The organism is Virgibacillus sp. 7505 (assembly GCF_002272135.1).
Taxonomy (GTDB): Bacteria; Bacillota; Bacilli; order Bacillales; family Amphibacillaceae; genus Terribacillus.
Genome location: NZ_NPBF01000025.1, coordinates 290,251 through 311,640, shown reverse-complemented (window position 1 = coordinate 311,640; position 21,390 = coordinate 290,251). Strand labels below are relative to the sequence as shown.

Sequence of the window (21,390 nt, the reverse complement as noted above, 5' to 3'; positions counted from 1 at the left end):
AAGAGGAGCTAAAAGCTCAGCTCCTCTTTCCTTGTTTTGCCGGATGTGCCGCAGCGAGATGCGGGTGTCCGTATAATTTCTCCCTAAAAGTTCCTTCTGCATATTCCTTTTTATATAATCCTCGCTCCTGCAAGATAGGTACAACCAATTCCACGAAGTCTTGCAGGTCTTTTGGTGTAATGTAATGTGTCAGATTGAAGCCATCCACTCCGCTTCGCACAAAGAAATCCTCAATCTTGTCCGCGACCTGCTCAGGACTGCCGATGATGATATCCATTTCAGCTGGCTGACTGAATTTCTCCTGTATCTCTTTTACCGTAAATGGTTTGGCAGCATCCTTTGTCAGATAAGCAGCTCGCGATTGACCTTGTTCCGTATGCTTGTACGTGAACAGTTCTTCTTCATTTTCATAGGAAGCTAAATCATAGCCTGTGGACCCGCCATACTGGGCTTTGGCAGCATCTGCGCTCCAGTATTGCTTGATCTCGTCATATTTAGCATGAGCCTTCTCTTCTGTTTCAGCTACAACGACGTGCAGGAAGGTAAAAGCCTTGATTTCATCGCGGCTTCTGCCATAAGCCTCCGCACGCGCTTTGATATCCTCTATATAATAGCTGATTTTTTCTGGTGTCGGTCCGCCGACAAACACACACTCTGCATGCTTTGCGGCAAAATCCCTGCCTTTTTCGGAAGTACCTGCTTGGTAGAGCACCGGTGTGCGCTGTGGGGATGGCTCACTTACATGTGGTCCTTCCACTGAGAAATATGTACCCTTGTGCTTGATGCGGTGCACCTTTTCTGCGTCCACTAGAACCCCTCTTTCCGGGTCCGAAATAACAGCATCTTCTTCCCAGCTGTCCTCAAGCAGCTTATAAGAAACCTCCAGGAATTCATCAGCTATTCTGTAACGCTCATCATGCTTTACCATCTTCTCCAGTCCAAAATTCTGGGCTGCATTCGGCAAATAGGAAGTAACGATATTCCAAGCCACTCGCCCATTGGTCAGGTGATCGAGCGTCGAAAATTTACGTGCATTATGAAAAGGCTGTTCGTAAGAAGTACTGACCGTGACAGCGAAGGACAAATGCTTCGTCACAGCTGCCATGGCCGGGATAGCGAAGGCTGGATCATTAAGCGGTACTTGCACGCCATCACGCAAGGCTGCCTTTTCATCTCCTCCGTAAACATCATAGACGCCAAGCACATCAGCGAAGAACACCGCATCGAACTTTCCTTTTTCCAAAAGGCGCGCAAGCTCCATCCAGTATTCCAGCGACTTATACTCCCGATGTCTTCTGTTCTCCGGGTGCTTCCATAAGCCATGGGCGTTATGATTGGCGGCTGTCATATCAAATGCTTGCAGGATAATTTGTTTGGTCATCGCTTCCACTCCTCTATTTATGTAAAAAAGCCTCTTCCGTTTTACAGAAGAGGCTCCTTATCCAAGGTAAAATGCTCCTCTTATCTGTCAGACTTCTCGTCTGCTGGAATTGGCACAGTGCATTACTGCCTGTTGCCGAGGCTTCAAAGGGCCAGTCCCTCCACCTCTCGTGATAAGAAAATACTATTTGATTATGTTAGTTTGTTTTCAATTTGTTCCCGATATTGACTGAGTGTGCCTGGCGAATTTCGCTTGAGCTTTTGAAGCAGCGCTTCGTATTGAATCTCTTTCTCACTAATGCGCTTCCGGAAAGCTGCCCGCTCTGTGTCGTCCGTACAAACACGCACCAGATCACGCAGTGCTACAATCTCTTTCTGCAGCTCCATCTCTGGTGGAATATAGCCAGCATTCTTCAGGATCTTATAGCTCATACGCATATCCTCCGGTACACCGGATAGATCCTCCAGCTCCAAAGGTTTTCCAGCACCAGGAAGATTACGGAACTCCCCATTTGCTTCTGCCTGCTTGATACGCTCCTCCGCAAGAAGCGAAATCAGATCCATATAATCACTCCCTGCATACAAGAAAAGCAACCGATCATGATCGGTTGCTTTTCATTATACAATAATCTGAATTATTTACCAATGAATTGCTGTGTCCAGTAGTTACCGTTTTCTACATAACCTACACCGATGTTAGTGTACTCAGGGTTAAGGATATTCTCACGGTGACCTTGGCTGTTCATCCAAGCTTCAACGACTTCTTCAGGAGTCTTTTGTCCTTGAGCGATGTTTTCACCTGCAGTTTTATAAGAAATACCGAAAGATTTCATCATATCGAACGGAGAACCGTAAGTCGGGCTGTTGTGATCGAAGTAACCATTATCAGCCATATCTTTGGATTTCGCACGTGCTACTTTGCTTAGTTCAGTATCGGCTTTCAAAGCTTTAAGACCAGCTTTTTCACGCTCTTTGTTAGTCAAGTCTACTACTTGCTGTTCGAATGCACTCAGGCCTTCAGCAGCTTGCTTTTCTTCTGTTTGCTTGTTATCAGAAGCAGTTTCTTGTTTTTGTGCTGGAGCTTGAGCTTTTTGTTCAGTTGCTTGCTCTTCAGCTTTTTCTTCCTTTTTCGGAGCAGCAGCTTTTTGCTCTTCTTTCTGAGCAGCTGGTGCTTTTGCTTGCTCTTGCTGAGGTGCTGCTTGAGCAGGAGTCTGTTCTTTTTCTTGCTGAGCTGGCTGCTGAACATTGTACTTCGCTAGCAAGCTATCAGTATTAATGTGAATGTTATAAGCTGATAGATATTCATTCACCCATTTATTCAAATCTTCGATAGAAGAGAAAGATCCGCTTTTCACTACTTGTGCTACGTGCACTTGAGCTTCTTCTTTCGTTGGTTGAGCTGGTGCAGCATTTGCTGTTCCTGCCAATGCGCCTCCCGCTAGAATAGCTGTAGATAGTGTTGTTACTAATACTTTCTTAAACATGATGTTGCTCCTTTCGAGATGTATGTTTTCTTGTTGCAGCAACATCATAGCATGGGTTTTTGTGTAATATTGCAGCCTAGAATTTCCAATAGGCACTCAAACCTGTACAGCACTGCGAAAAGTCCGATTCTTATGCGAAATGGTACCCGTTTAGCCGACTACGAAACTAGTAATAAACAGACGCTTTACTATTTATTGGATGTAAATTAGGATTGACACCTTTTTCATTCCTAGTTTTTGTAACAATAGAACAGTATTTGTAATCTATCTGTAAATTGACTTACGCTTAATCCTTGCATATAATCCTTTACTCCTAATCTATTTAGTTTAATCTGCCAAATTAGGATAAAGGTATCTCTTTAACACCTCTATACCAGGTGATAGAATGAATTATGTCGAATTTAAGCGCCTTTTTGGCTCTTTGACAGATCTACCCCCATAAAGCTTTATACGGGGGAGAATGAATATAGTAGAAATATGTCATTATTGGAGGAAATATAATGTTTGCTAATCCCGAAATTGGAATAGACCTTGGCACTGCAAATATACTTGTGTATACGAAACAAAAAGGAATCGTATTGAATGAACCATCTGTGGTTGCAATTGATATGGAAACAAAAAACGTTGTGGCAGTTGGAGCAGAAGCGAAAGAAATGGTTGGTAAAACACCACAGAATATCGTACCGATTCGTCCATTAAAAGATGGCGTAATCGCCGACTATGATGTAACAGCTCAATTATTGAAAGAAATCCTGAAAAAAGTGAGCAAGGTGATGGGCTCTTCCCTTCGCAAACCAACTATCGTTGTCTGCACACCGTCTGGCAGCACATCCGTTGAACGACGCGCTATACATAATGCGGTCAAATCGTATGGTGCAAAACAAGTACACTTGATTGAAGAACCAATTGCGGCAGCAATTGGTGCTGACCTGCCAGTGGATGAGCCAGTTGCGAATGTAATTGTCGATATCGGCGGTGGTACAAGTGAAGTAGGTATTATATCATTCGGCGGCGTTGTATCTTGCCGTTCTGTCCGCATCGGCGGAGATTCAATGGATGAAGAGATCATCCAATATATCCGCAAGCAGTACAATATCCTCATTGGAGAAAGAACTGCTGAACAGATCAAAATGGAAATCGGCTATGCATTGATTGACCATGATGAGTTGATGATGGATGTCCGCGGCCGTGATATGGTAACAGGATTACCTAAGACTGTGGGTATTTCTTCTAAGGAAGTACAAGTAGCTCTTAAGGAATCCTTGGAACAGATCCTTGAAACAATACGCATGACATTGGAAGACTGCCCGCCTGAACTAAGCGGAGATATCGTTGACCATGGTGTGATCTTGACTGGCGGAGGCGCATTGCTTAAAGGCATGCAGCAATGGCTTGCTACTGAAATCAGCGTCCCTGTTCATTTGGCTCCGAATCCACTGGAATCCGTTGCAATCGGTACTGGCCGTGCCCTGCAGATGATCACAAAACTGCAAAAAGCAGCAAAATAAAAAACAGGCGTATCAGTCAGCTGATACGCCTGTTTTTTTTACAGAAAGGCGAAAAAGACCGCTTAGAAACGAAGGAATAAGCGAGAAATCCTGGAGTAAGGCGCCTTTTCCTCCCGCATGGCTTTATCGCTTAAGCCTCAGTTTTTGGTCTTTGGAGCTAGACATGGAAAAGCGGAAAGGATCGCTCAGAATCGGAGGAGTAAGTGAGAGTCATGCGTAAGGAGCTTTTTCCTCCCGCATGGCTTTATCGCTTAAGCCGTAGTTACTGACCTTTGGTGCTAGACTGTACCAATCCGATTCCGATTCCGACTGGATCAACCAAATAAGCGAGATAAAAAGAATCAAACTCCATCTTTTCTCTGACAACAACCGCCCCTTCTTGCTTGGCTGCTAGGATTGCTTTATCCAAGTCTTCCACTTCAATCTGGATTCTTGTTCCATGCGGAAAATCATGCGGTCCTTTACTTATTCCGCCATCAATTCCTCCGGCTGTCTCCACATTTTGATAACCCCAATTCGGAGCGTCAATATTCCAGCCAAAAACATTAGCGTAGAAGCTAGCTGCCTTTTCCGGGTCTTGGCTATTCAGCTCAAACCCCATCACTTTACCCCTGATTTTCTCCATTACACCTCTCCTTATCTGTTCAGAAGTTCGCGAATACTGTATGCATGCTCTTCAATTACTGGCCGCAGACCTGGATTGTAGAATACAGACGCTGGATGGTAGGTCGGGAAGATACGATATATCTTCTCGGAAAGCACGAAGGAATCCTCCTCTATGCTTTTCAGCTGCTGTATTGGCTGTTCTATCAGCTTTCCAGCAACTTCCGTGATTTTTTCCTTCGAACCGGTTATCCGCTCCCAGCCTATTCGCCCCAGTGTCACGAGAATTTCTGGTTCCGTCTGGGCAATTTCATAATCTAGCACAGGCGCATGTGCAAGCACTTCAGCCTTGGTCGGTGTTCGATTATATTTTTTCGTGACAGTCTCACCGCGTATTTGTTTTGTTTTATATTGATAGGGTCTGCTTCTGACTGCGCTTGAAATAAAAACTTCCGATCTATCCACAGCTGCTCGCTCCAGAAACAGATCCAGCTCCTTGCCTGCTCGTCCACTGAATGGCATCAGGCTATGTATCTCCGTCTCTCCCGGTGCTTCTCCTATAAAGAAGAGAAGCGGATGCTTCGGCCCTCTCCCTGGCAGGAAACCTTCACAAGGATAAGGAGCCATCCTTTCTTTGGCTAACTGAACCAACTCCTCCGGCAGCATGTCAATCCTGCTCCTGCAGCACGCGAAGCAAGGCACCGACTTCTTCAGCTGATAATGTGATACCTTTACCCATCTTCTCATGATCCGGAGCCCAGTCCCGTATATCATACTTCGGCTCCCGCCCGTTCCAGCTGATCAAATTGAGTTCCTTCTGCCATCCTTTCGGTGAAACGGATAGCACTCCGAGTTCTTTCACAATCTCATAAGATAATTCCGCCATTATTACTCCCACCTTTTCCCTTTTCCCTTTTCCCTTTTCCCTTTTCCCTTTTCCCTTTTCTAAAGTCTAGCAGAACTTTTTGATATAATGAAACGATAATGAGCTTAGGGAGGAAAAACAGATGCAAAACCCAATTCGATTGAATGATACACAGCGCAACGAAATGATAAGTTCCCTGCAGACTTATTTTGAACAAGAAAAGACGAGCAGCTAGGCGACCTGGCCGCAGGTCTGCTGCTCGACTTCATCATCAAAGAACTAGGTCCTGTTTTTTATAATGCTGGTATCGAAGCATCCTATCAATTTATGAATGAGAAGATTGAGGACCTATTTGGGATTCAGGTGCGGGAGCGATGAGTGCTCCTCAGCTTAAGCGATATCTGTAAAAGTTCCCAATTCCACTGTTTTGCTTTGTTTGATCCAATCAGCCACTTTACCAGATGTGAGTAATTCTACTTCATCCAGTCGCGGATAGTTGTAGGAGGAACCTGTATAGATAGCTTTATCCAAATAACCCGGATGTGACATTACTTCTAGTGTATCTGCGTCACCGAAGATCTCTAGCAATGAAGCTTCACTGGCCAGAGCTTTTTCAAGAGACAACTCGAATTTATCGGTGGAGGCGTACCCCACTGGAAGCTTCATATTATGACGGACAGGCAAGTCATACTTATTGGCAAGCTCCAGGAATACTTCATCGATTTCGTTATAGGTATTGATATGGTGATGACTATCCAAATGTGTCGGTGTAAGTCCGAATGAAAGAAAGCGTTCAATCTGCGCTTGCCACTCTGCTTCCACTTCCTTCCGGTCAATCGTATAGGAGCCTTGATAGAATGCAAGATTACGAAAAGAACCATTACTATCGACTATTGTTTTATGAGTCGATAACAGCGGTTCCCCGCATGTCAGCACTAAATGGATACCGACGCCCAGTTTCTGATGCTCCTTAGATAGCAGAGCAGCATGTTCGGCACCAGGCATATTTACCATCAATGTAGCTGATGTTAATATCCCATTTTGATAACAATCAAGAATACCGTAGTTTACGGCACGGGAATACCCAAAATCATCCGCATTTATAATTAGCTTCTTCATGAATCCCTCTCCTTTGTGAGCAGAATGCAGGCTATACATTACTTCTCTATAAGAGAATGGATTACCTCCTAAGACGTCGCAGCTGGCAGCAATACCCCACCCAACATCTCCTTAAATAGTTCCTCCTGCTCCTTCAGTTTTTCCCACGGAACTGCTCCGACCATAGCTTGTAAATACATCCCATCCTGGTGCAGAAAATAAATATTCCCGATCGCTTCACTGTTCAATTCTTGTTTGAATTCCTTCGTACGAATCCCTTGTTCGATAAGATTCTTGAAATATGCTGTAGCCCAGCGAATTCTATCTTGGAAGAAAATCATTTTTTCTTCATCCCGCCAGTGCATCAGCAAATACTCATACACAACTGTACCGAAGGAGCTAGAAGCCGTTTGGAGCTGTTCGCTAGATTGATCAATATAAGCAGTCAGAACCTGCCAAACAGAGGTATTTGTTGAAAGCATATGATCCATATAACTCTCAAACACTTTATCCTTCTCATCCAATATGGCTTGAAACATCGTTTCGGTATTTGGATAATACGTATAAACTGCTCCTCTGCTCCAGCCGGATGCCTGGACGACATCGGTCATTGTCGTATGCTGATATCCTTTTTGAATGAATACCTCTTCAGCCGTTTTCAGCACTTCGAGCCTTTTCTTCTCTTTGTATGCGTCCGTCACTTTTGGCAAGTGCCTCTCCTCCTTTTATCTTTCGGAAACTGAACCACGCTGTCATACCAAGTGTCAACAACAAACAGCCTGTCAGTATGAATCCAAGAATAGGACCGAAAACTGTCATGATAATGCCTCCTGCTGCCATACCAAGAACTGCGCCCGCTCCCATAAAGCTGTTGATTGTACCGTAAACTTTTCCGGTTTCCGTAACCTTTGCCTGCAGCTGAACAGCTGTATGAAAAGGCATGTTAATTGAACTGAACCCGAATCCAATCGCAAAAAACAACAGTGGTACAAGAAACACATATATAGCCTCAGGTAAATAGCTTGCTCCCCCAAGTAGCAGGACAACTGTACCTATTCCAAGTGTACCGAAAATAAGCGCTGGAGCAAGCGCCATCCGCAACCTCTTCGATCCAAACAGATAAGCAGCAAGGAACATTCCAGCACCGCTGGCAGCTATTGAGTAGCCAAAAACAGTGGTTGGCTGCTCCAGGACTAGCCGCAAAAGCACCATCACTTGGCTGTCAGCAAATTGCAAGACGAGCATGGCAGCGCTAATAAGCAGAAGGGCAGCATACAGGTGATGGGACTGGCGTATGATCCTGATGCCATCTTTCATTTCTCCTATTAGATCTAATTCTTCTCGCTCAGTCTGGAGTCTCGCAACCTTAATTGTACTTAATAGTACGGCAGCAAACAAAAACGTACCGATATCTACCAGTAGAATATACTTGACTTCCATCATAAGTAAAAGCGTGCCTCCAAGAACAGGTCCTGCTATTTTGCTGATTGTCCCAAGCACTTCACTAACAGCAATAGCAGTCGGCATCTGATTATCTGGCACAAGCTGTTTAACTAAGCCATTCTCAGCCGGAGCAAAAATAGCGGCAAGGGAGCCAATAGCAAAAAATATGAAATATATTTGCCAAATAAAAGATGCAGCGAACAGCATACCCACTGCACCAGCACGCAGCAAAGCTGTTGCGATCATCACATATTTCCTGTTCCATCGATCTACCATGACTCCTGCTAGAGGACCGAAAACAATTCCTGGAACTGCTTGACTAAGCACCAGCCCTGATAGCTCGATGGGCGTTGCTTCAAATGTCAAGGAGACTAAAGTAAACATAGCCAGCACATGAAGCCAATCGCCTAAACCTGAAACAAATTGTGCAGCCTGAAGCGTGATATAGCGTTTATTACTCCATAATGACTTTTCCATTTCTTTTTCCCCCTTATAATAACGACACGTTTGTCATTATTATAAACGACACTAATGTCATTTAAAAGAGAAAAATAAAAAACCGAGCAATATCTGCTCGGTCCAGTTAATTCGGGATATATTCTGTATTAGACTCAGATTCCATTTCGTCTAGTATTTTCAATTCTTCTGTCAGATGCAAGAACCAGTCCTTATCGCCAGAAATAAGAGATAAATCAATAAGATTCAATAGATGCGCCCTGCTCGGCTCTACGCTTGGCGGAAAATACTTGATCTTGCTTTGGAATGTTTCGATCGTTTTACCGATCGTATTTTTATGGTCACTTTCTGTTACGTATACTTTCACCGTGTTCAGTTTCGCATTCACTGCTTCTACGAACCCGGTAAATAATTCATCATTTATCGAATGTCCTGTTACCCAGTCACCAACAGTTACAAAGCTTTGATTATCAGACATATCGTTGTCCTCCTTCAGCTTAACCGGCTGGCTAAGCAATGGTGATTGTTGTAGGTTGTTGAATACTATAAAAGATTCATACCAAAAGCGCAATACTTTTGTATATAAAATTTTAAAATATTCAGACAAATAGTCTTTCAGCAATTTCACAACAGTTACAATGCTTGGCTGTATATTCATTTTATACCCCATAGCCCTTTTCTTTAATCACACTGCTTGTCGTTTTCTCTCTGCCTCCGAATGCGCTATAATGTGACTATATATTGCAGGAGGTTGTACCATGATACGCAGCATAGCGATAACACGTGACAAAAAAATACTCAAAGATCTGCCGTATCAGGAGCTAAACAGTCCCGACATTCTCTGGTACTGGGTCGATTTTAGTGTACCGACAGAGGCCGAATCAGAAAAACTCGGCGAGATCTTCCATTTCCACCCACTGGCAATTGAGGACTGCTTCCATTTCCTTCAGAGACCGAAGCTCGATGAATATGACGGGTACCATTTCCTCGTTCTTCATGAGCTGAATCACGAATCGTTCATGTCAGATGAATTGGATATCTTTCTCTCTGAACGTTATGTAGTCACTTTTCATCTTGAAGAATCAATGGCTGCGGACCACGTTTGGCAGCGAGTCATGAATGAGGGTCCAAATGAACACTCTCCATCAAAAATCGTCTATCATCTAATAGATAAATTGGTTGATGATTACTTCCCTCCGTTGTATAAAATGGAGGATCGGCTGAACGAGATTGAGGATGAAGACAGCCACAAATCACCTCAAACTTTAATCAATGAAGTATTCGATATCCGCAGTGATTTGCTTAGAACCCGGCGTACGATTGCACCAATGAGAGATCTGATCTACCGGCTTCTCAGCATTCAGAAATTCGATTTTGTCCAAAATCAAAAGGCCTACTTCAATGATATTTATGATCATTTGCTGAAACTTACGGAAATCGTTGATTCCAACAGGGAGCTCACCTCGGATATGCGGGACAGCTACGAGTCGATCAATAGCAATCGAATGAATGCAATCATGATGACCCTGACTATTGTCTCCACCATTTTTATTCCTTTAACCTTTATTGCCGGTGTATACGGGATGAACTTCGCCTATATGCCGGAGCTGCACTGGAAATACGGCTATCCGATTGCCATGCTGCTGATGGCTGCCATTGCCGTAGTAATGCTGTGGCGCTTCAAACGAAAAGGCTGGTTCAATATCTTTAAATGACAAAATGCGTGCAGTATCATCTGCACGCATTTTGTCATTGGTCGTCCACTACTTCTTTTAATAATGACATAGCTTTCAGCGAAGGCGGGAACCCATTCAACAATGCACAATGTTGGATTGCTTCCATCATCTCTTGGACAGATATGCCGGACAGGAGAGCAGCTTCGAATTGCTGCCGAAGTGCACGCTCATCTCCGTTTGTAACGAAAACAGCTATACTGAGCAATGCCAGGAATTTACCGTTAAGCCCGGTATATCCAATCTCTCCACTATCAACAGCAAGGTTCTCTTCTTCCTTCATCAGCTTAGCCACCAACGCCCAACCTTGATCTTTTGCTTCCTTCATCGGGAACCCTCCGCTTAATCCTTGGGCATAACTAGACCTATTTTCCTAGTTGCACATTTCTATTATCGGTAGAATCCTTAAGTTATGAACAATTCAGAAGAAAATAATTCAAATTCTTCCTAAAGTGAGAATAAAGATTATGGCCTGGCATTCCACGGCTCGATTGTTCCGACGATATAGCGGGAATGTCTCTGTTTGACTGCTTTTCCTACTCCTTTTACTATTTCTTCATTTGTAAGCCACCTGGAAGTGCTTCCGGTCAGCTGGAAACCTAAGATGACTTCATAATAATCGATAGTATCGGGATAATGAGGTACATAGTTTTGTAACGGATCCTGAGCACTGCTCCCTTTTATATGAAAAAGCTCTATCCTCTTTGACGCATTGCCATATGTGTTACAAAGAGCTTGTATTGCACTGTTTCCGCTGTGGTGAATCCAGCTTACAATGATATCTGGCGGCGGAACATCCTCCAGCTTTTTTTGAAAACTTTCAAGCTGATGGTAATCTGCTTGTATCGTTCGAAGGCGCTCTGAATGGGCAGCACATTCAGCTAAACGCCTGAGTTTTTTCTCCGTTCGAGCAATGACTGTCACCATATGCCCCTCCTGATTCCAGTCAAGGACAGCTGCTTGGAGCATGCCCGTTCCTCCAATTACTAGATAATGTTTCATGGTGGTCTCCTTTAATGAACAGGAGTCTGCCAATGGCAGACTCCTATCAAATTCATTTCCACGATTCAGGGTACATATTCAAATCAAGTCCCCATAGAGGACCGACAAGCGCAAAGACTCCTAGAATGAGCAGAACGAGGGTAAATATGTTAAGCACAAAGCCTATCCTGACCATCTCTGCTATTGTAATTTTACCAGTTGCAAATATGATAGCGTTCGGCGGCGTTCCAACCGGAAGCATGAATGCACAGTTGGCAGCCATCGCAGCAGGCACCATGATAGTATATGGATGAACATCCAAAGCTAAAGCCAATGATGCCATGACAGGCAGGATCATAGTAGCAGTCGCTGTATTGGATGTAATCTCGGTCAAGAACAATACGAGTGTTGTCGAAATAACGATGATCACAAAAATATTTAATCCTTCCAAGACTGTAAGCTGATCACCGATCCATTGGGAAAGCCCGGAGCTAGTGAAGCCAGCTGCGATTGCAAGTCCACCTCCGAATAGAAGCAGAACTCCCCACGGCAATTCTTTCGAAACGTCCCAATCAAGAATCCTTTGCCCTTTTTTACTTGAACTAGGAATCAAGAATAATATTACACCTGCCAAGACTGCTATTGTCGTATCACTGATACCCGGGATAGCTAGTATCTCCAACACAGCATCCTCCTGCCAAAGAAAGGTGCGGCTGACCCACATGAATGCAGCAAATGTAAATATGGCAAGCACGGCTTTTTCTTCGGATGACATTTTTCCCAGATCCCGTTTTTGCTTAAGGATCAGCTCTTTTCCACCCGGTAATTCCTTCATCTTGATTCGGAAAACGAATTTCGTCAGATAAAACCATGTCGAAAACAAAAGGACAATAACAATCGGTACGGCTATCAGCATCCAGCCGCCAAAGGAAATCTCTACGCCAAACAAACTGCTTGCCATTGCCGCCAGGATAATGTTCGGGGGCGTACCGATCAGCGTTCCGAGACCGCCAATCGTTCCTGCATACCCAATCGCGAACACAAGTGATTTTTCGAACTTCCGATTATCTTCACCAATGTCTTGCTTGCTGGCTTTTGCCGCTTGACTGGCTTGATAAATAATAGCTGTCCCGATCGGCAGCATCATCATGACCGCTGCCGTATTGGATACCCACATCGAGAGGAAACCAGTAGCAATCATGAATCCAAGTACGATACGTGAGGTACTCGTTCCGACTACACTGATGATATTCAATGCAATACGTTTATGCAAATTCCATTTCTCCATTGCCATAGCAATCAAGAAACCGCCAAGGAAAAGGAATACAATCGGATCTCCATAGCTTGAAGCCGCTGTGTCTCCATCAAGACCTTGTGTTATTGGCAGGAGAATTAGCGGTAGTAAGGAAGTAGCTGGTATTGGAATGGCTTCTGTGATCCACCATGTCGCAACCCACAATGTCGTAGCCAATACCATGCCTCCTTCATAGCTCAATCCTTCGGGGTAATAAAACAAAATGACAGAGAAAAACAATAGAGGACCTAACAGCAATCCAATTAACTGGGGACGTTTGTAAGTACGGGGTGCCTTGTTGGAAGTGCCTGATTGGTTCGATGATTGATCTGACACTTTATTCTTTGAGGTTGGTACAGCGAAAAGCAGCAACTGCTTGGTTCTTTCATGCGCATGCCATAGCCCTTCCCATAACGATAGCATACTAGACTTCATTCAATCGCCTCCTTCAAATTTAAGCGCTTACATAATAGTATAAGCAACTAAATAAATTACATGTTAAGCCTATTAGACTCCTGGTTGTTCTGTCAAATATTTGTACAATAAAACAGCGGGCATTTGCCCGCTGTTTTATTGTCAACTTGGAATACCTGACTGGATGGAAAGCTGTTTCTTCAGCTTCCCTCCCTGTATTACCGTCTTTATATTATTTGTGTCAGCCATGGAAGCGATATTTTCCAATGGGTTTTCCTGCACAATAACTATGTCTGCTAATTTACCTTCAGCTATTGTCCCGATTTTATCTTCCCAGCCTAAGCACTCTGCAGCTACTTTAGTTGTCGCAATAATTGCTTCCATCGGACTCATGCCAATGTCGCACATCAGTGCCAGCTCACGCAAGTTCATGCCATGCGCCATAACACCTGCATCGGTTCCCATCGCAATTTTGACACCTGCTTCATATGCTCTTGCTACGCTCTTCTGATGAATTTCCATTACTTCCTTCGCTTTATCAACCGCATAAGCAGGCATGCTTTCATTCGCTTCACTTGCTTCCACGACACTGACAGGGGCGAGCAACGTTGGAACAAGGTACGTACCATGCTCCAGCATGAGCTCGATTGCTTCATCGTCAAGGAAGATACCATGCTCGATAGAATGGATGCCTGCTCGGACAGCTTGTTTTACACCTTCTGCTCCCTGGGCATGTGCCATCACTTTACGCCCTTTCCGATAAGTGGCTTCTTCTACGATGATGCGCAGCTCTTCCATGGAGAATTGTGTGAATTCCGGATGATCGGTCGGACTCATGACACCTCCGGTCGCATGTACTTTAATAATATCCGCACCTGCCCGGAGCATCTCCCGGACCTTCTGACGTACCTGCTCCGGTCCATCGCAAATACCAGATGGAAACCCTGGATAAGCCTTATTAGTCAAATCCATATCGGACACCATCCAATTATCGCCATGACCACCTGTGATCGTAAGCGGATTAATGCTTATTTGCATACGCGGTCCGCTAATCAAGCCATGTTCGATGGCCTGTTTTACGCCAAGGTCGGCATAACCAGCATCTCTTACTGTCGTGATGCCTGCATCCAGTGTTCGTTTCATGTACGTCAACGCTTCATAGAAACGCATCGAAAAAGGAGTGATAAGTGATTCCCGTACATCTTTAATTTCCATCATCATATGCACATGTGTATCAATCAAACCTGGCAGTATATAACCGCCCTGTGCGTCAACGACTTCTTTGGCATCAATACCGATAAAGTCAGCCGATGGCCCCATAGCAGCGATACGATCTTCTTTAATGGCAATCACAGCATCCTCTATTACCTCTCCTGTTCCATTAATTACGATACCATTGCGAATAAGCTTGTCCATTTTACAGCCTCCTTAAATGTATGTACAAAATGTACTGGCGACTACTGATCTGGCTGGAAAAAAGAAGCGAATCCGCCCTTGAAAAGCAGCCGCAGCTGACTTAAACCATTGCCTTCACCTTGATGCTATCACTAATGGTTACTTATTAAATAACCTAAGTAGCACAACTCGGTCAGCATAACTCTAGTCCTTTGATGTAATTCCGAATGGAGTCTTTGCCCGGGAAATAATTGAAATGACGTCTCCTGCAGCGACGATGATAGCAAAATCACCTGTTTACTTATTCCAGCAACAATTCTTCAGCAATAGCAAGGAACATATTCGCCCCATCCGCCAATGCCGCTTCGTCAATAAGGAATTTCGGATGGTGATGGGGAGCTGGTGTCTGGTTATCCGGAGAACAAGCGCCTACGAATACGAAGCAGCCAGGAACAACGTTTGAGAAGGCTGAAAAATCCTCGCCTCCCATAATTGCTTCTCCTTCGACTGCTACCCCTTCGCCCAGCTTGCGTCGGATTGCTTCAAACGCAATAGCAGTTGCATCCGCATCATTGACGACTGAATCGTAGCCGTACGTATAATTAAATTCATACTGGCAGCCATTCGCTTCGGATACACCCTTGATAATTTGTTCAATCGCCTCGACTGCCCGTTTACGGACGTCCTGACTAAAGGAGCGAACGGAAGCCCCAATCTTCACTTGTTCTGGAATGACATTGACAGCGTCTCCGGCTTGTAATGTCGTGACAGACACAACCAGTTCATCTTTCGGGCTCGTGATGCGGGAAACGACCGTTTGCAGGCTGGTAATGATCTGAGCACTTGTAACGACTGGATCAATTGTGTTCTCTGGCTGAGAAGAGTGTCCTCCTTTCCCTTTGATCGTGACATGGAACATGTCTGAATTGGACGTAGCAGCTCCCGGTGTAATCGTCAGCTGACCTAATGGCGTAAGAGAGGAAAGATGCAAACCGAACACATAATCCACACCTTCGGTCACACCGGCTGCAACCATTTCTCTAGCGCCTCCTGGAAGCAATTCTTCTGCGTGCTGGAAGAAGAAACGTATTTCACCATGGATTTTATCCTGCTTTGCACTTAGTGCTTTCGCGACTCCAAGCAAAATGGCAGTATGACCGTCATGTCCGCAAGCATGCATGACACCATCGTTTTTTGATGCATAAGGAAGACCTGTTTCTTCTTGTATCGGCAAGGCATCCATGTCAGCCCGGAAGCCGATCGTTTTACCAGGATGAGCCCCCTTCAGTACCGCCATTACACTTGTTTCAGTAGGTCTAGTCACTTCCAGATTAGGAAAAGTGCTTAATGTTTCATAAAGGAAAGCTGATGTCTTATACTCTTGGAAAGACAGCTCCGGATGCTGATGCAAATATCTTCTCCAGCTGACAATCTCTTCTACTTGTTCATTGGACAATTCAATTTCGGTCTGTTTCGTTAGCATAAGATCTCCCCTTCAATAATTACAATAATGAAATATTTCAGAAAATTTGTATGTTCACTATCATAGCACTCCCTGATCTCGTATTAAAGACCCTAGATGAATATCCATTCAATTTTCCTGATAAAAATCAGTTAGATATTACCTATAAAAAGTTTTAAGTCAGCGATTGTTAACGTTAAATAAGAAATATTGAAAAAGAGGAGTACAAAGACTCCTCTCTAGAAAACAAGATCCTCTGCAATACCAAGGAAATATTGCACACCATCCTGCATTGCTTCTTCCTCTATTCGAAATTGCGGATGATGATGAGGTGCAGGAGATGGATTAGCATCTTCTTTGGCACCGACAAAAACAAAGCATCCGGGAACAGCATTCGCAAAGGCGGCAAAATCTTCGCCTCCAAGGATTGCACTGCCATGAAGCACTGCATCTTCCCCGAGTTTTCGCTTCAGAGCACGCTCTGCTATTGCAGTAGCTTTCTCTTCATTGATAACAGAGTCATAACCATACGTAACGTCCAGTTCAAAATCAGCACCATTTGCCTCTGTAATGCCTTTTACCATACGCTCAATAGCAGATATCGCATTCTTCCGCACATCTTGCTTAAGCGAACGCAATGATGCTCCTATATGCACTTCATTCGGAATAACATTTACTGCATCTCCAGCCTGGAGAGTGGTGAGTGAAACGACCAGTTCTTCTTTTGGGCTAGTCATCCGTGATACTACTGATTGCAAATTCGTGATAATCTGGGCACTGATAACAATTGGATCCACCGTTTTATCGGGCTGTGAAGAATGCCCGCCTTTTCCCTTTACAGTCAAATGGAACTGATCGGAATTGGATGTAGCTGGTCCATAAATGACACCAACCTTACCGCGCGGCAATTGAGAAGCAACGTGCAGTCCAAACACCATATCCAATCCTTCGGTAACACCTGCTTCTACCATTTCTTTAGCACCGCCAGGAAACAGCTCTTCTGCGTGCTGGAAGAAGAAGCGGATTTCCCCACTCATCTCTTCCTGCTTGGCACTTAAGATTTCTGCTGCTGTGAGCAAGATGCTAGTGTGCGCATCACGACCGCATGCGTGCATCACACCATCGACCTTTGAAGCGAAAGGAAGATTCGTTTCTTCCTGTATAGGCAAGGCATCCATGTCTGCTCGGAAACCAATTACTTTACCCGGTTTCGCTCCCTTCAGCTTTGCCATGACACTCGTCTTTGTTGGTCTACTCAGCTCTAGATTCCCAAAACTTGCTAATGTATCATAAACGAATTGTGAAGTACGCTCCTCCTGAAAAGAAAGCTCGGGGTTTGCATGTAAGTGCCTTCTCCAGTTCAATAGATGTTGTTTGTGCAAGTCATTAGCTTCTAATACTATTTCGTTTCGTTCCACAATGATCCTCCTCGAGACTAGCTCCCTTAAATATTTTATATAAATGAATTATTCAATTGTATGAATTATAAAGGGAAGCTTCAAGAGACAATGGATCGATTACAGACGCCCGGGATTATTTCCAATTTTTTCTTTATAACACCTTATGATTCTCCCCCTTAACCAAGAAATGCCCCCTCTAAATATGAGCAAGATTAGGTTAGAATTTAAATATGTAAGCGCTAACAATTGACGTGCAAAAGTTGGAGCTGCCTCCACGTATGCACCGATTGGACTGCCTTACAGCAATTTCATTAACCATTATGAAGGAGGAATCGTATGCAGACCCGGTTTTATCGTCGTATTGTGTGGGTTACCTCAATGCTCCTAGTCCTAACCACGTTTCTACCCTTTGTTTCCAGCCCAGTAGATGCCAAAAAACAGAAAGCAGAAGTTATTAATCTTTTCACTGATTTCAGTTCAACACCGCTTGGTTTGGACAATCCAAACCCTACCTTCAGCTGGCAAATGCAAGCTGACCACCAAGGAGCCAAACAAAAAGCTTATCAGCTTGTTGTAAAGGATCCAGGAGGGAAAACTGTCTGGGATACTAAGAAACAGCATTCTGAGGAGTCTGTCGCTATTCAATATGAAGGAAAAGAACTGAAACCAGCTACTCGTTATGAATGGGAAGTGTCCGTTTGGAACGAAAATGGTAAGAAGGCAACAGCAGCCAGCTGGTTCGAAACAGGATTATTGGATACAGATATTTCTGCTTGGGACGGTGCCGAATGGATTGGTACCGAAGCAGAAGATATGGTGCTCCAAGCGTATTATTTCAATGTGTATAAAGTACATTACAGCTTACAGCTGGATAAGAAAACAAATACAGAAAAAGCCAGCTTCATCCTCGGCGCTAATGATCCAAGACTGATGGATAAGAATAAGAACATGTACAATCTCGAGAATGATGTGAATGAAAGCTATGTGGAATTCGAGCTGGATGTCTCGGATGTACAGAGAGATTCTGGGAATGCCAAGCTGCTAATCTATCGGGCGGGCTATGAACCGGAAGATGATCCTGCCAGTCCAATCACAGTACTGGATATTTCCCGAGACTTGATCGATAACAAAAATAAGCATAAGGCCCATGACATATCAATCTGGGGAAATTCAGGTGTCTTCCATATATTCATAGATGGGGAGAATCGAATCACTCCTGCGAATGGGTTCAATGTGAACCCCGTCGGATCAGGCGGTAATTATATCGCTTTCCCAATGCTGTCCGAAATCGGGTTTTCAGTGGATAAGAAGCAGCAGGCAAGCTTCCGCAATCTGAAAGTGACGAACTACCGCAAGCCATCCAACACCCTTTTTGAAGAAAATACAGAGGCAAAAAATTATAAAGGCATTTTTGCCAAAGCGAAAGGCGTAACTGTTACATCTGGTGCTTACAACGTTGCTGGGGGCAACAAAGGCGTCTTTGCTGTTGCCGATCCGAGTGGTCATTCCACGCCGCTGCTGAGAACCGAGTTCAAAACAGATAAAAAGAAAATCAAAGATGCCAGACTGTATGCAACAGCCCGAGGAATATATGAACTCTATCTCAACGGAGAACGTGTCGGAGAAGATTACTTCAACCCGGGTTTGACACAATACAACAAAACACAGATGTACCAAATCTATGATGTGACGGATCAGCTTAAGTCTGGTAAGGCAAATGCCTTCGGAGCCATGCTGGGAGAAGGATGGTGGAGTGGTGCCAGCACATTCACGACCGAAAACTGGAACTATTTCGGCGATCGCAATTCCCTTCTGGCAAAGCTCGTTGTCACCTATGAAGATGGCACGACAGAAACCATCACAACGAACCCTGACTGGGAGTACACGACAGACGGACCGCTCGTTTACGGCAGCTTCTTCCAAGGGGAAGTGTACGATGCAAATAAAGAAATGAAGAATTGGAGCAAAGCCGGCTTTAAGGCAAAGAATTGGAAACAGGCTGTAGAAGTGCCGTTAGATGAAACGACGACCGCCGGGAATCTGGATTATAGTGATATGCAGATTACGGGACAGGTCGGAGAAAACGCCCGGATTGTCGATACATTGACAGCAAAAAGCATGGAAGAAGTGCGACCAGGCGTATATGTATATGATATGGGCCAAAATATGGTCGGTGTTCCGCAAATCAATCTGAAGAAACAGAAAGCTGATGAGAAGATTACCTTGCGCTATGCCGAAATGCTTTACCCGGACAGCGAAGAATCTGGTGAGAATACCGGTATGCTCATGCTGGAAAATCTGCGCGCAGCTTTGGTTCAAGATACGTATGTAACGAAAAAGGGTAACCAGACGATCCAGCCTCGTTTCACTTTCCATGGTTATCGCTATATCGAGATTACTGGTGTAGATAAGCCACCTGCTCTCAAGGATGTGAAAGGGTTGGTGATCAGCTCCATTCATGATATTGATTCGAGCTATGAGACATCCAATTCAACTGTGAATAAGCTATGGGAAAACATAACTTGGAGCATGCGAGGAAACTTCCTCTCTATCCCGACAGACACACCCGCGCGGAATGAACGCATGGGCTGGAATGGCGATATATCCGTTTTCTCGGAAACAGCCACCTATATGGATAACGTGAACCAATTCCTCCGCAGGCATAATCTGGCTAACCGTGATCTGCAGCGCGCTGACGGGCGTTATTCCGACGTAACACCAATCGGCCCTGGCTTTGGCGGTATCCTGTGGGGAAGCGCTGGTCTAACAGTCCCGTGGCAGTCTTACCAGCAATATGGAGATGAAACTGTTCTGCAGGAACATTACGACAGCATGAAACAATATGTCGATTATCTGGGTACAAAAGTGAATGCAACGACAGGATTGATAAACGAAGGTCCATTAGGTGACTGGCTCAGCCCTGAAAACAGTAAGACAGAAAATGTTTTCCTCTGGGCGGCTTATCATGTGTATGATTTGGAGATCATGGCGAAGACAGCTGAGATTCTTGGTAATGATGACGATGCTGCACATTATTGGGAACGCTACGAAGAACGGAAGCAATTCTTCAATGACAAGTTCATTGATCCGGAAACGAAAAAGACATTGAAATCTGACGGTTCCATTTCGGATAGTCAAGCTTCCTATGCTGTACCTTTGGCTCTCAACGTATTGAATGAGACCAATGCAGACGCTGCTGCTGATCATCTAGCAGCCACAGTCCAGAGAAAGAATACGGATGACTTAGGTAAGGAGCGTCAAGAGTACTCTCTCATGACAGGTTTCATTGGAACAGCAGCGATCAGCCAAGCACTTTCTGATTATAGCCACGATGATATCGCTTATCGTTTGCTGCAGCAGGAATCCTATCCATCCTGGCTGTATTCAGTGAAAAACGGTGCAACGACAATTTGGGAACGACTTAACTCTTATACAGAAGAAGACGGATTTGGCGGCAATAACAGCATGAATTCCTTCAATCACTATTCATTCGGTGCCGTTGGAGCGTGGATGTACAAAGAATCATTAGGTATCAAACGAGATCCTGATCACCCAGGCTTCAAGCACTTCCTGCTCGAGCCTACACCAGATCCGGATCAGGTGATGACATGGGCGAAGGGACATGTTGATTCCATGTATGGCCGTATCGAAAGCAGCTGGAAAGCAGACAATCAAGCCTTCAGCTACGATGCTGTCATTCCGTCGAATACGACAGCAACAATCACAATCCCGGCAAAAGATACGAAGTCGGTTCGAGTTAATGGAAAACCGATCCATAAGGCAACTGGTGTCACCTTCAAGGAGCATAAAAATGGAGAGGTTTCCTTCGATGCAGAGTCAGGCAGCTTTACATTCGAATCCATTTTGCCATAAC

At 44.5% G+C, this 21,390-nt stretch carries 20 protein-coding genes and 1 riboswitch; of the genes, 4 read left to right on the top strand and 16 right to left on the bottom strand.

Translation table 11 applies throughout. From position 1 onward, the window contains the following. Positions 1 to 16: 16 nt before the first annotated feature. The 3 genes from CHH91_RS11310 to CHH91_RS11300 all read right to left on the bottom strand — a co-directional run bounded on the left by CHH91_RS11310 (position 17) and on the right by CHH91_RS11300 (position 2,864). Complete coding sequence (locus CHH91_RS11310; RefSeq protein WP_095223539.1) at positions 17 to 1,381, bottom strand: LLM class flavin-dependent oxidoreductase; 1,365 nt, start codon at positions 1,379 to 1,381, stop codon at positions 17 to 19. 77 nt (positions 1,382 to 1,458) lie between these two features. Further along, a riboswitch (SAM riboswitch) is annotated at positions 1,459 to 1,560 on the bottom strand. A gap of 12 nt (positions 1,561 to 1,572) precedes the next feature. After that, a complete protein-coding gene (locus CHH91_RS11305; RefSeq protein ID WP_095223538.1) occupies positions 1,573 to 1,944 on the bottom strand; it encodes a DnaJ family domain-containing protein in 372 nt (123 codons plus the stop codon). 71 nt (positions 1,945 to 2,015) lie between these two features. Then, a complete protein-coding gene (locus CHH91_RS11300; RefSeq protein WP_095223537.1) occupies positions 2,016 to 2,864 on the bottom strand; it encodes a CAP domain-containing protein in 849 nt (282 codons plus the stop codon). A gap of 500 nt (positions 2,865 to 3,364) precedes the next feature. Between CHH91_RS11300 and mreBH the strand changes: the two genes are divergently transcribed. Then, complete coding sequence (mreBH, locus tag CHH91_RS11295; protein WP_095223536.1) at positions 3,365 to 4,372, top strand: rod-share determining protein MreBH; 1,008 nt, start codon at positions 3,365 to 3,367, stop codon at positions 4,370 to 4,372. Positions 4,373 to 4,634: 262 nt separating this feature from the next. On the opposite strand, the gene CHH91_RS11290 is transcribed toward mreBH, so the two are convergent. Genes CHH91_RS11290 through CHH91_RS11280 form a run of 3 tightly spaced genes read right to left on the bottom strand, consistent with a single transcriptional unit; the run spans position 4,635 to position 5,861 of the window. Further along, positions 4,635 to 4,997: a VOC family protein gene (locus tag CHH91_RS11290; protein WP_095223535.1), complete on the bottom strand. Its 363-nt coding sequence runs from the start codon at positions 4,995 to 4,997 to the stop codon at positions 4,635 to 4,637. A gap of 11 nt (positions 4,998 to 5,008) precedes the next feature. Then, complete coding sequence (locus tag CHH91_RS11285) at positions 5,009 to 5,641, bottom strand: uracil-DNA glycosylase (RefSeq protein ID WP_095223534.1); 633 nt, start codon at positions 5,639 to 5,641, stop codon at positions 5,009 to 5,011. Position 5,642: 1 nt separating this feature from the next. After that, on the bottom strand, positions 5,643 to 5,861 hold the full coding sequence (locus CHH91_RS11280) for a YdbC family protein (protein WP_095223533.1): 219 nt from the start codon (positions 5,859 to 5,861) through the stop codon (positions 5,643 to 5,645). 219 nt (positions 5,862 to 6,080) lie between these two features. Between CHH91_RS11280 and CHH91_RS21470 the strand changes: the two genes are divergently transcribed. Then, entirely contained in the window at positions 6,081 to 6,218 is a 138-nt protein-coding gene (locus CHH91_RS21470; RefSeq protein ID WP_217973726.1) for a DUF2164 family protein, read from the top strand. Between the two features lie 12 nt (positions 6,219 to 6,230). Here the strand turns inward: CHH91_RS21470 and chbG are convergent, their stop codons facing one another. The 4 genes from chbG to CHH91_RS20575 all read right to left on the bottom strand — a co-directional run bounded on the left by chbG (position 6,231) and on the right by CHH91_RS20575 (position 9,315). Continuing rightward, positions 6,231 to 6,959 carry a chitin disaccharide deacetylase gene (gene chbG / locus CHH91_RS11270; RefSeq protein WP_095223532.1) on the bottom strand — a complete coding sequence of 243 codons (729 nt, stop codon included), beginning with the start codon at positions 6,957 to 6,959 and terminating at the stop codon, positions 6,231 to 6,233. 68 nt (positions 6,960 to 7,027) lie between these two features. Next, complete coding sequence (locus CHH91_RS11265; RefSeq protein WP_286160768.1) at positions 7,028 to 7,639, bottom strand: TetR/AcrR family transcriptional regulator; 612 nt, start codon at positions 7,637 to 7,639, stop codon at positions 7,028 to 7,030. Continuing rightward, positions 7,587 to 8,858, bottom strand: coding sequence for an MFS transporter (locus tag CHH91_RS11260; protein WP_095223530.1), 1,272 nt, complete (start codon positions 8,856 to 8,858; stop codon positions 7,587 to 7,589). The genes CHH91_RS11265 and CHH91_RS11260 overlap by 53 nt, the downstream gene beginning before the upstream one ends. 106 nt (positions 8,859 to 8,964) lie before the next feature. Then, positions 8,965 to 9,315, bottom strand: a complete 351-nt coding sequence (locus CHH91_RS20575; RefSeq protein WP_176465764.1) for an IDEAL domain-containing protein — start codon at positions 9,313 to 9,315, stop codon at positions 8,965 to 8,967. 280 nt (positions 9,316 to 9,595) lie between these two features. On the opposite strand from CHH91_RS20575, the gene corA reads away from it, so the two are divergent. Next, the gene (gene corA / locus CHH91_RS11250) at positions 9,596 to 10,552 is read left to right on the top strand and encodes a magnesium/cobalt transporter CorA (protein ID WP_095223528.1); all 957 of its coding nucleotides are present in this window, start codon (positions 9,596 to 9,598) and stop codon (positions 10,550 to 10,552) included. 34 nt (positions 10,553 to 10,586) lie between these two features. Here the strand turns inward: corA and CHH91_RS11245 are convergent, their stop codons facing one another. The 6 genes from CHH91_RS11245 to CHH91_RS11220 all read right to left on the bottom strand — a co-directional run bounded on the left by CHH91_RS11245 (position 10,587) and on the right by CHH91_RS11220 (position 17,534). Continuing rightward, the gene (locus tag CHH91_RS11245) at positions 10,587 to 10,898 is read right to left on the bottom strand and encodes a carboxymuconolactone decarboxylase family protein (RefSeq protein ID WP_095223527.1); all 312 of its coding nucleotides are present in this window, start codon (positions 10,896 to 10,898) and stop codon (positions 10,587 to 10,589) included. Between the two features lie 137 nt (positions 10,899 to 11,035). Next, complete coding sequence (locus CHH91_RS11240; RefSeq protein WP_095223526.1) at positions 11,036 to 11,572, bottom strand: Rossmann-fold NAD(P)-binding domain-containing protein; 537 nt, start codon at positions 11,570 to 11,572, stop codon at positions 11,036 to 11,038. A gap of 52 nt (positions 11,573 to 11,624) precedes the next feature. Then, positions 11,625 to 13,280 (bottom strand): SLC13 family permease, encoded by a 1,656-nt coding sequence (locus CHH91_RS11235; RefSeq protein ID WP_095223525.1) that lies wholly within the window; start codon positions 13,278 to 13,280, stop codon positions 11,625 to 11,627. A gap of 141 nt (positions 13,281 to 13,421) precedes the next feature. Next, the gene (locus tag CHH91_RS11230) at positions 13,422 to 14,675 is read right to left on the bottom strand and encodes a metal-dependent hydrolase family protein (RefSeq protein ID WP_095223524.1); all 1,254 of its coding nucleotides are present in this window, start codon (positions 14,673 to 14,675) and stop codon (positions 13,422 to 13,424) included. Between the two features lie 280 nt (positions 14,676 to 14,955). Beyond that, complete coding sequence (locus CHH91_RS11225; RefSeq protein ID WP_095223523.1) at positions 14,956 to 16,137, bottom strand: M20 metallopeptidase family protein; 1,182 nt, start codon at positions 16,135 to 16,137, stop codon at positions 14,956 to 14,958. A 218-nt stretch (positions 16,138 to 16,355) separates the two neighbouring features. Beyond that, on the bottom strand, positions 16,356 to 17,534 hold the full coding sequence (locus CHH91_RS11220; protein WP_286160761.1) for a M20 metallopeptidase family protein: 1,179 nt from the start codon (positions 17,532 to 17,534) through the stop codon (positions 16,356 to 16,358). 318 nt (positions 17,535 to 17,852) lie between these two features. On the opposite strand from CHH91_RS11220, the gene CHH91_RS11215 reads away from it, so the two are divergent. Continuing rightward, complete coding sequence (locus CHH91_RS11215) at positions 17,853 to 21,389, top strand: alpha-L-rhamnosidase (RefSeq protein WP_095223522.1); 3,537 nt, start codon at positions 17,853 to 17,855, stop codon at positions 21,387 to 21,389. The last annotated feature ends 1 nt before the right edge of the window (position 21,390 follow it).

What these genes read in the sequence shown, in the direction of transcription:
- CHH91_RS11305 (WP_095223538.1), bottom strand. Translation starts at nt 1,944, where the DNA reads ATGGATCTGATTTCGCTTCTTGCGGAGGAGCGTATCAAGCAGGCAGAA.
- CHH91_RS11290 (WP_095223535.1), bottom strand. Translation starts at nt 4,997, where the DNA reads ATGGAGAAAATCAGGGGTAAAGTGATGGGGTTTGAGCTGAATAGCCAA.
- CHH91_RS20575 (WP_176465764.1), bottom strand. Translation starts at nt 9,315, where the DNA reads ATGTCTGATAATCAAAGCTTTGTAACTGTTGGTGACTGGGTAACAGGA.
- CHH91_RS11300 (WP_095223537.1), bottom strand. Translation starts at nt 2,864, where the DNA reads ATGTTTAAGAAAGTATTAGTAACAACACTATCTACAGCTATTCTAGCG.
- CHH91_RS11285 (WP_095223534.1), bottom strand. Translation starts at nt 5,641, where the DNA reads ATGCTGCCGGAGGAGTTGGTTCAGTTAGCCAAAGAAAGGATGGCTCCT.
- CHH91_RS11235 (WP_095223525.1), bottom strand. Translation starts at nt 13,280, where the DNA reads ATGAAGTCTAGTATGCTATCGTTATGGGAAGGGCTATGGCATGCGCAT.
- CHH91_RS11310 (WP_095223539.1), bottom strand. Translation starts at nt 1,381, where the DNA reads ATGACCAAACAAATTATCCTGCAAGCATTTGATATGACAGCCGCCAAT.
- CHH91_RS11225 (WP_095223523.1), bottom strand. Translation starts at nt 16,137, where the DNA reads ATGCTAACGAAACAGACCGAAATTGAATTGTCCAATGAACAAGTAGAA.
- CHH91_RS11215 (WP_095223522.1), top strand. Translation starts at nt 17,853, where the DNA reads ATGCAGACCCGGTTTTATCGTCGTATTGTGTGGGTTACCTCAATGCTC.
- mreBH (WP_095223536.1), top strand. Translation starts at nt 3,365, where the DNA reads ATGTTTGCTAATCCCGAAATTGGAATAGACCTTGGCACTGCAAATATA.
- CHH91_RS11240 (WP_095223526.1), bottom strand. Translation starts at nt 11,572, where the DNA reads ATGAAACATTATCTAGTAATTGGAGGAACGGGCATGCTCCAAGCAGCT.
- CHH91_RS11280 (WP_095223533.1), bottom strand. Translation starts at nt 5,861, where the DNA reads ATGGCGGAATTATCTTATGAGATTGTGAAAGAACTCGGAGTGCTATCC.
- CHH91_RS11230 (WP_095223524.1), bottom strand. Translation starts at nt 14,675, where the DNA reads ATGGACAAGCTTATTCGCAATGGTATCGTAATTAATGGAACAGGAGAG.
- corA (WP_095223528.1), top strand. Translation starts at nt 9,596, where the DNA reads ATGATACGCAGCATAGCGATAACACGTGACAAAAAAATACTCAAAGAT.
- chbG (WP_095223532.1), bottom strand. Translation starts at nt 6,959, where the DNA reads ATGAAGAAGCTAATTATAAATGCGGATGATTTTGGGTATTCCCGTGCC.
- CHH91_RS11245 (WP_095223527.1), bottom strand. Translation starts at nt 10,898, where the DNA reads ATGAAGGAAGCAAAAGATCAAGGTTGGGCGTTGGTGGCTAAGCTGATG.
- CHH91_RS11260 (WP_095223530.1), bottom strand. Translation starts at nt 8,858, where the DNA reads ATGGAAAAGTCATTATGGAGTAATAAACGCTATATCACGCTTCAGGCT.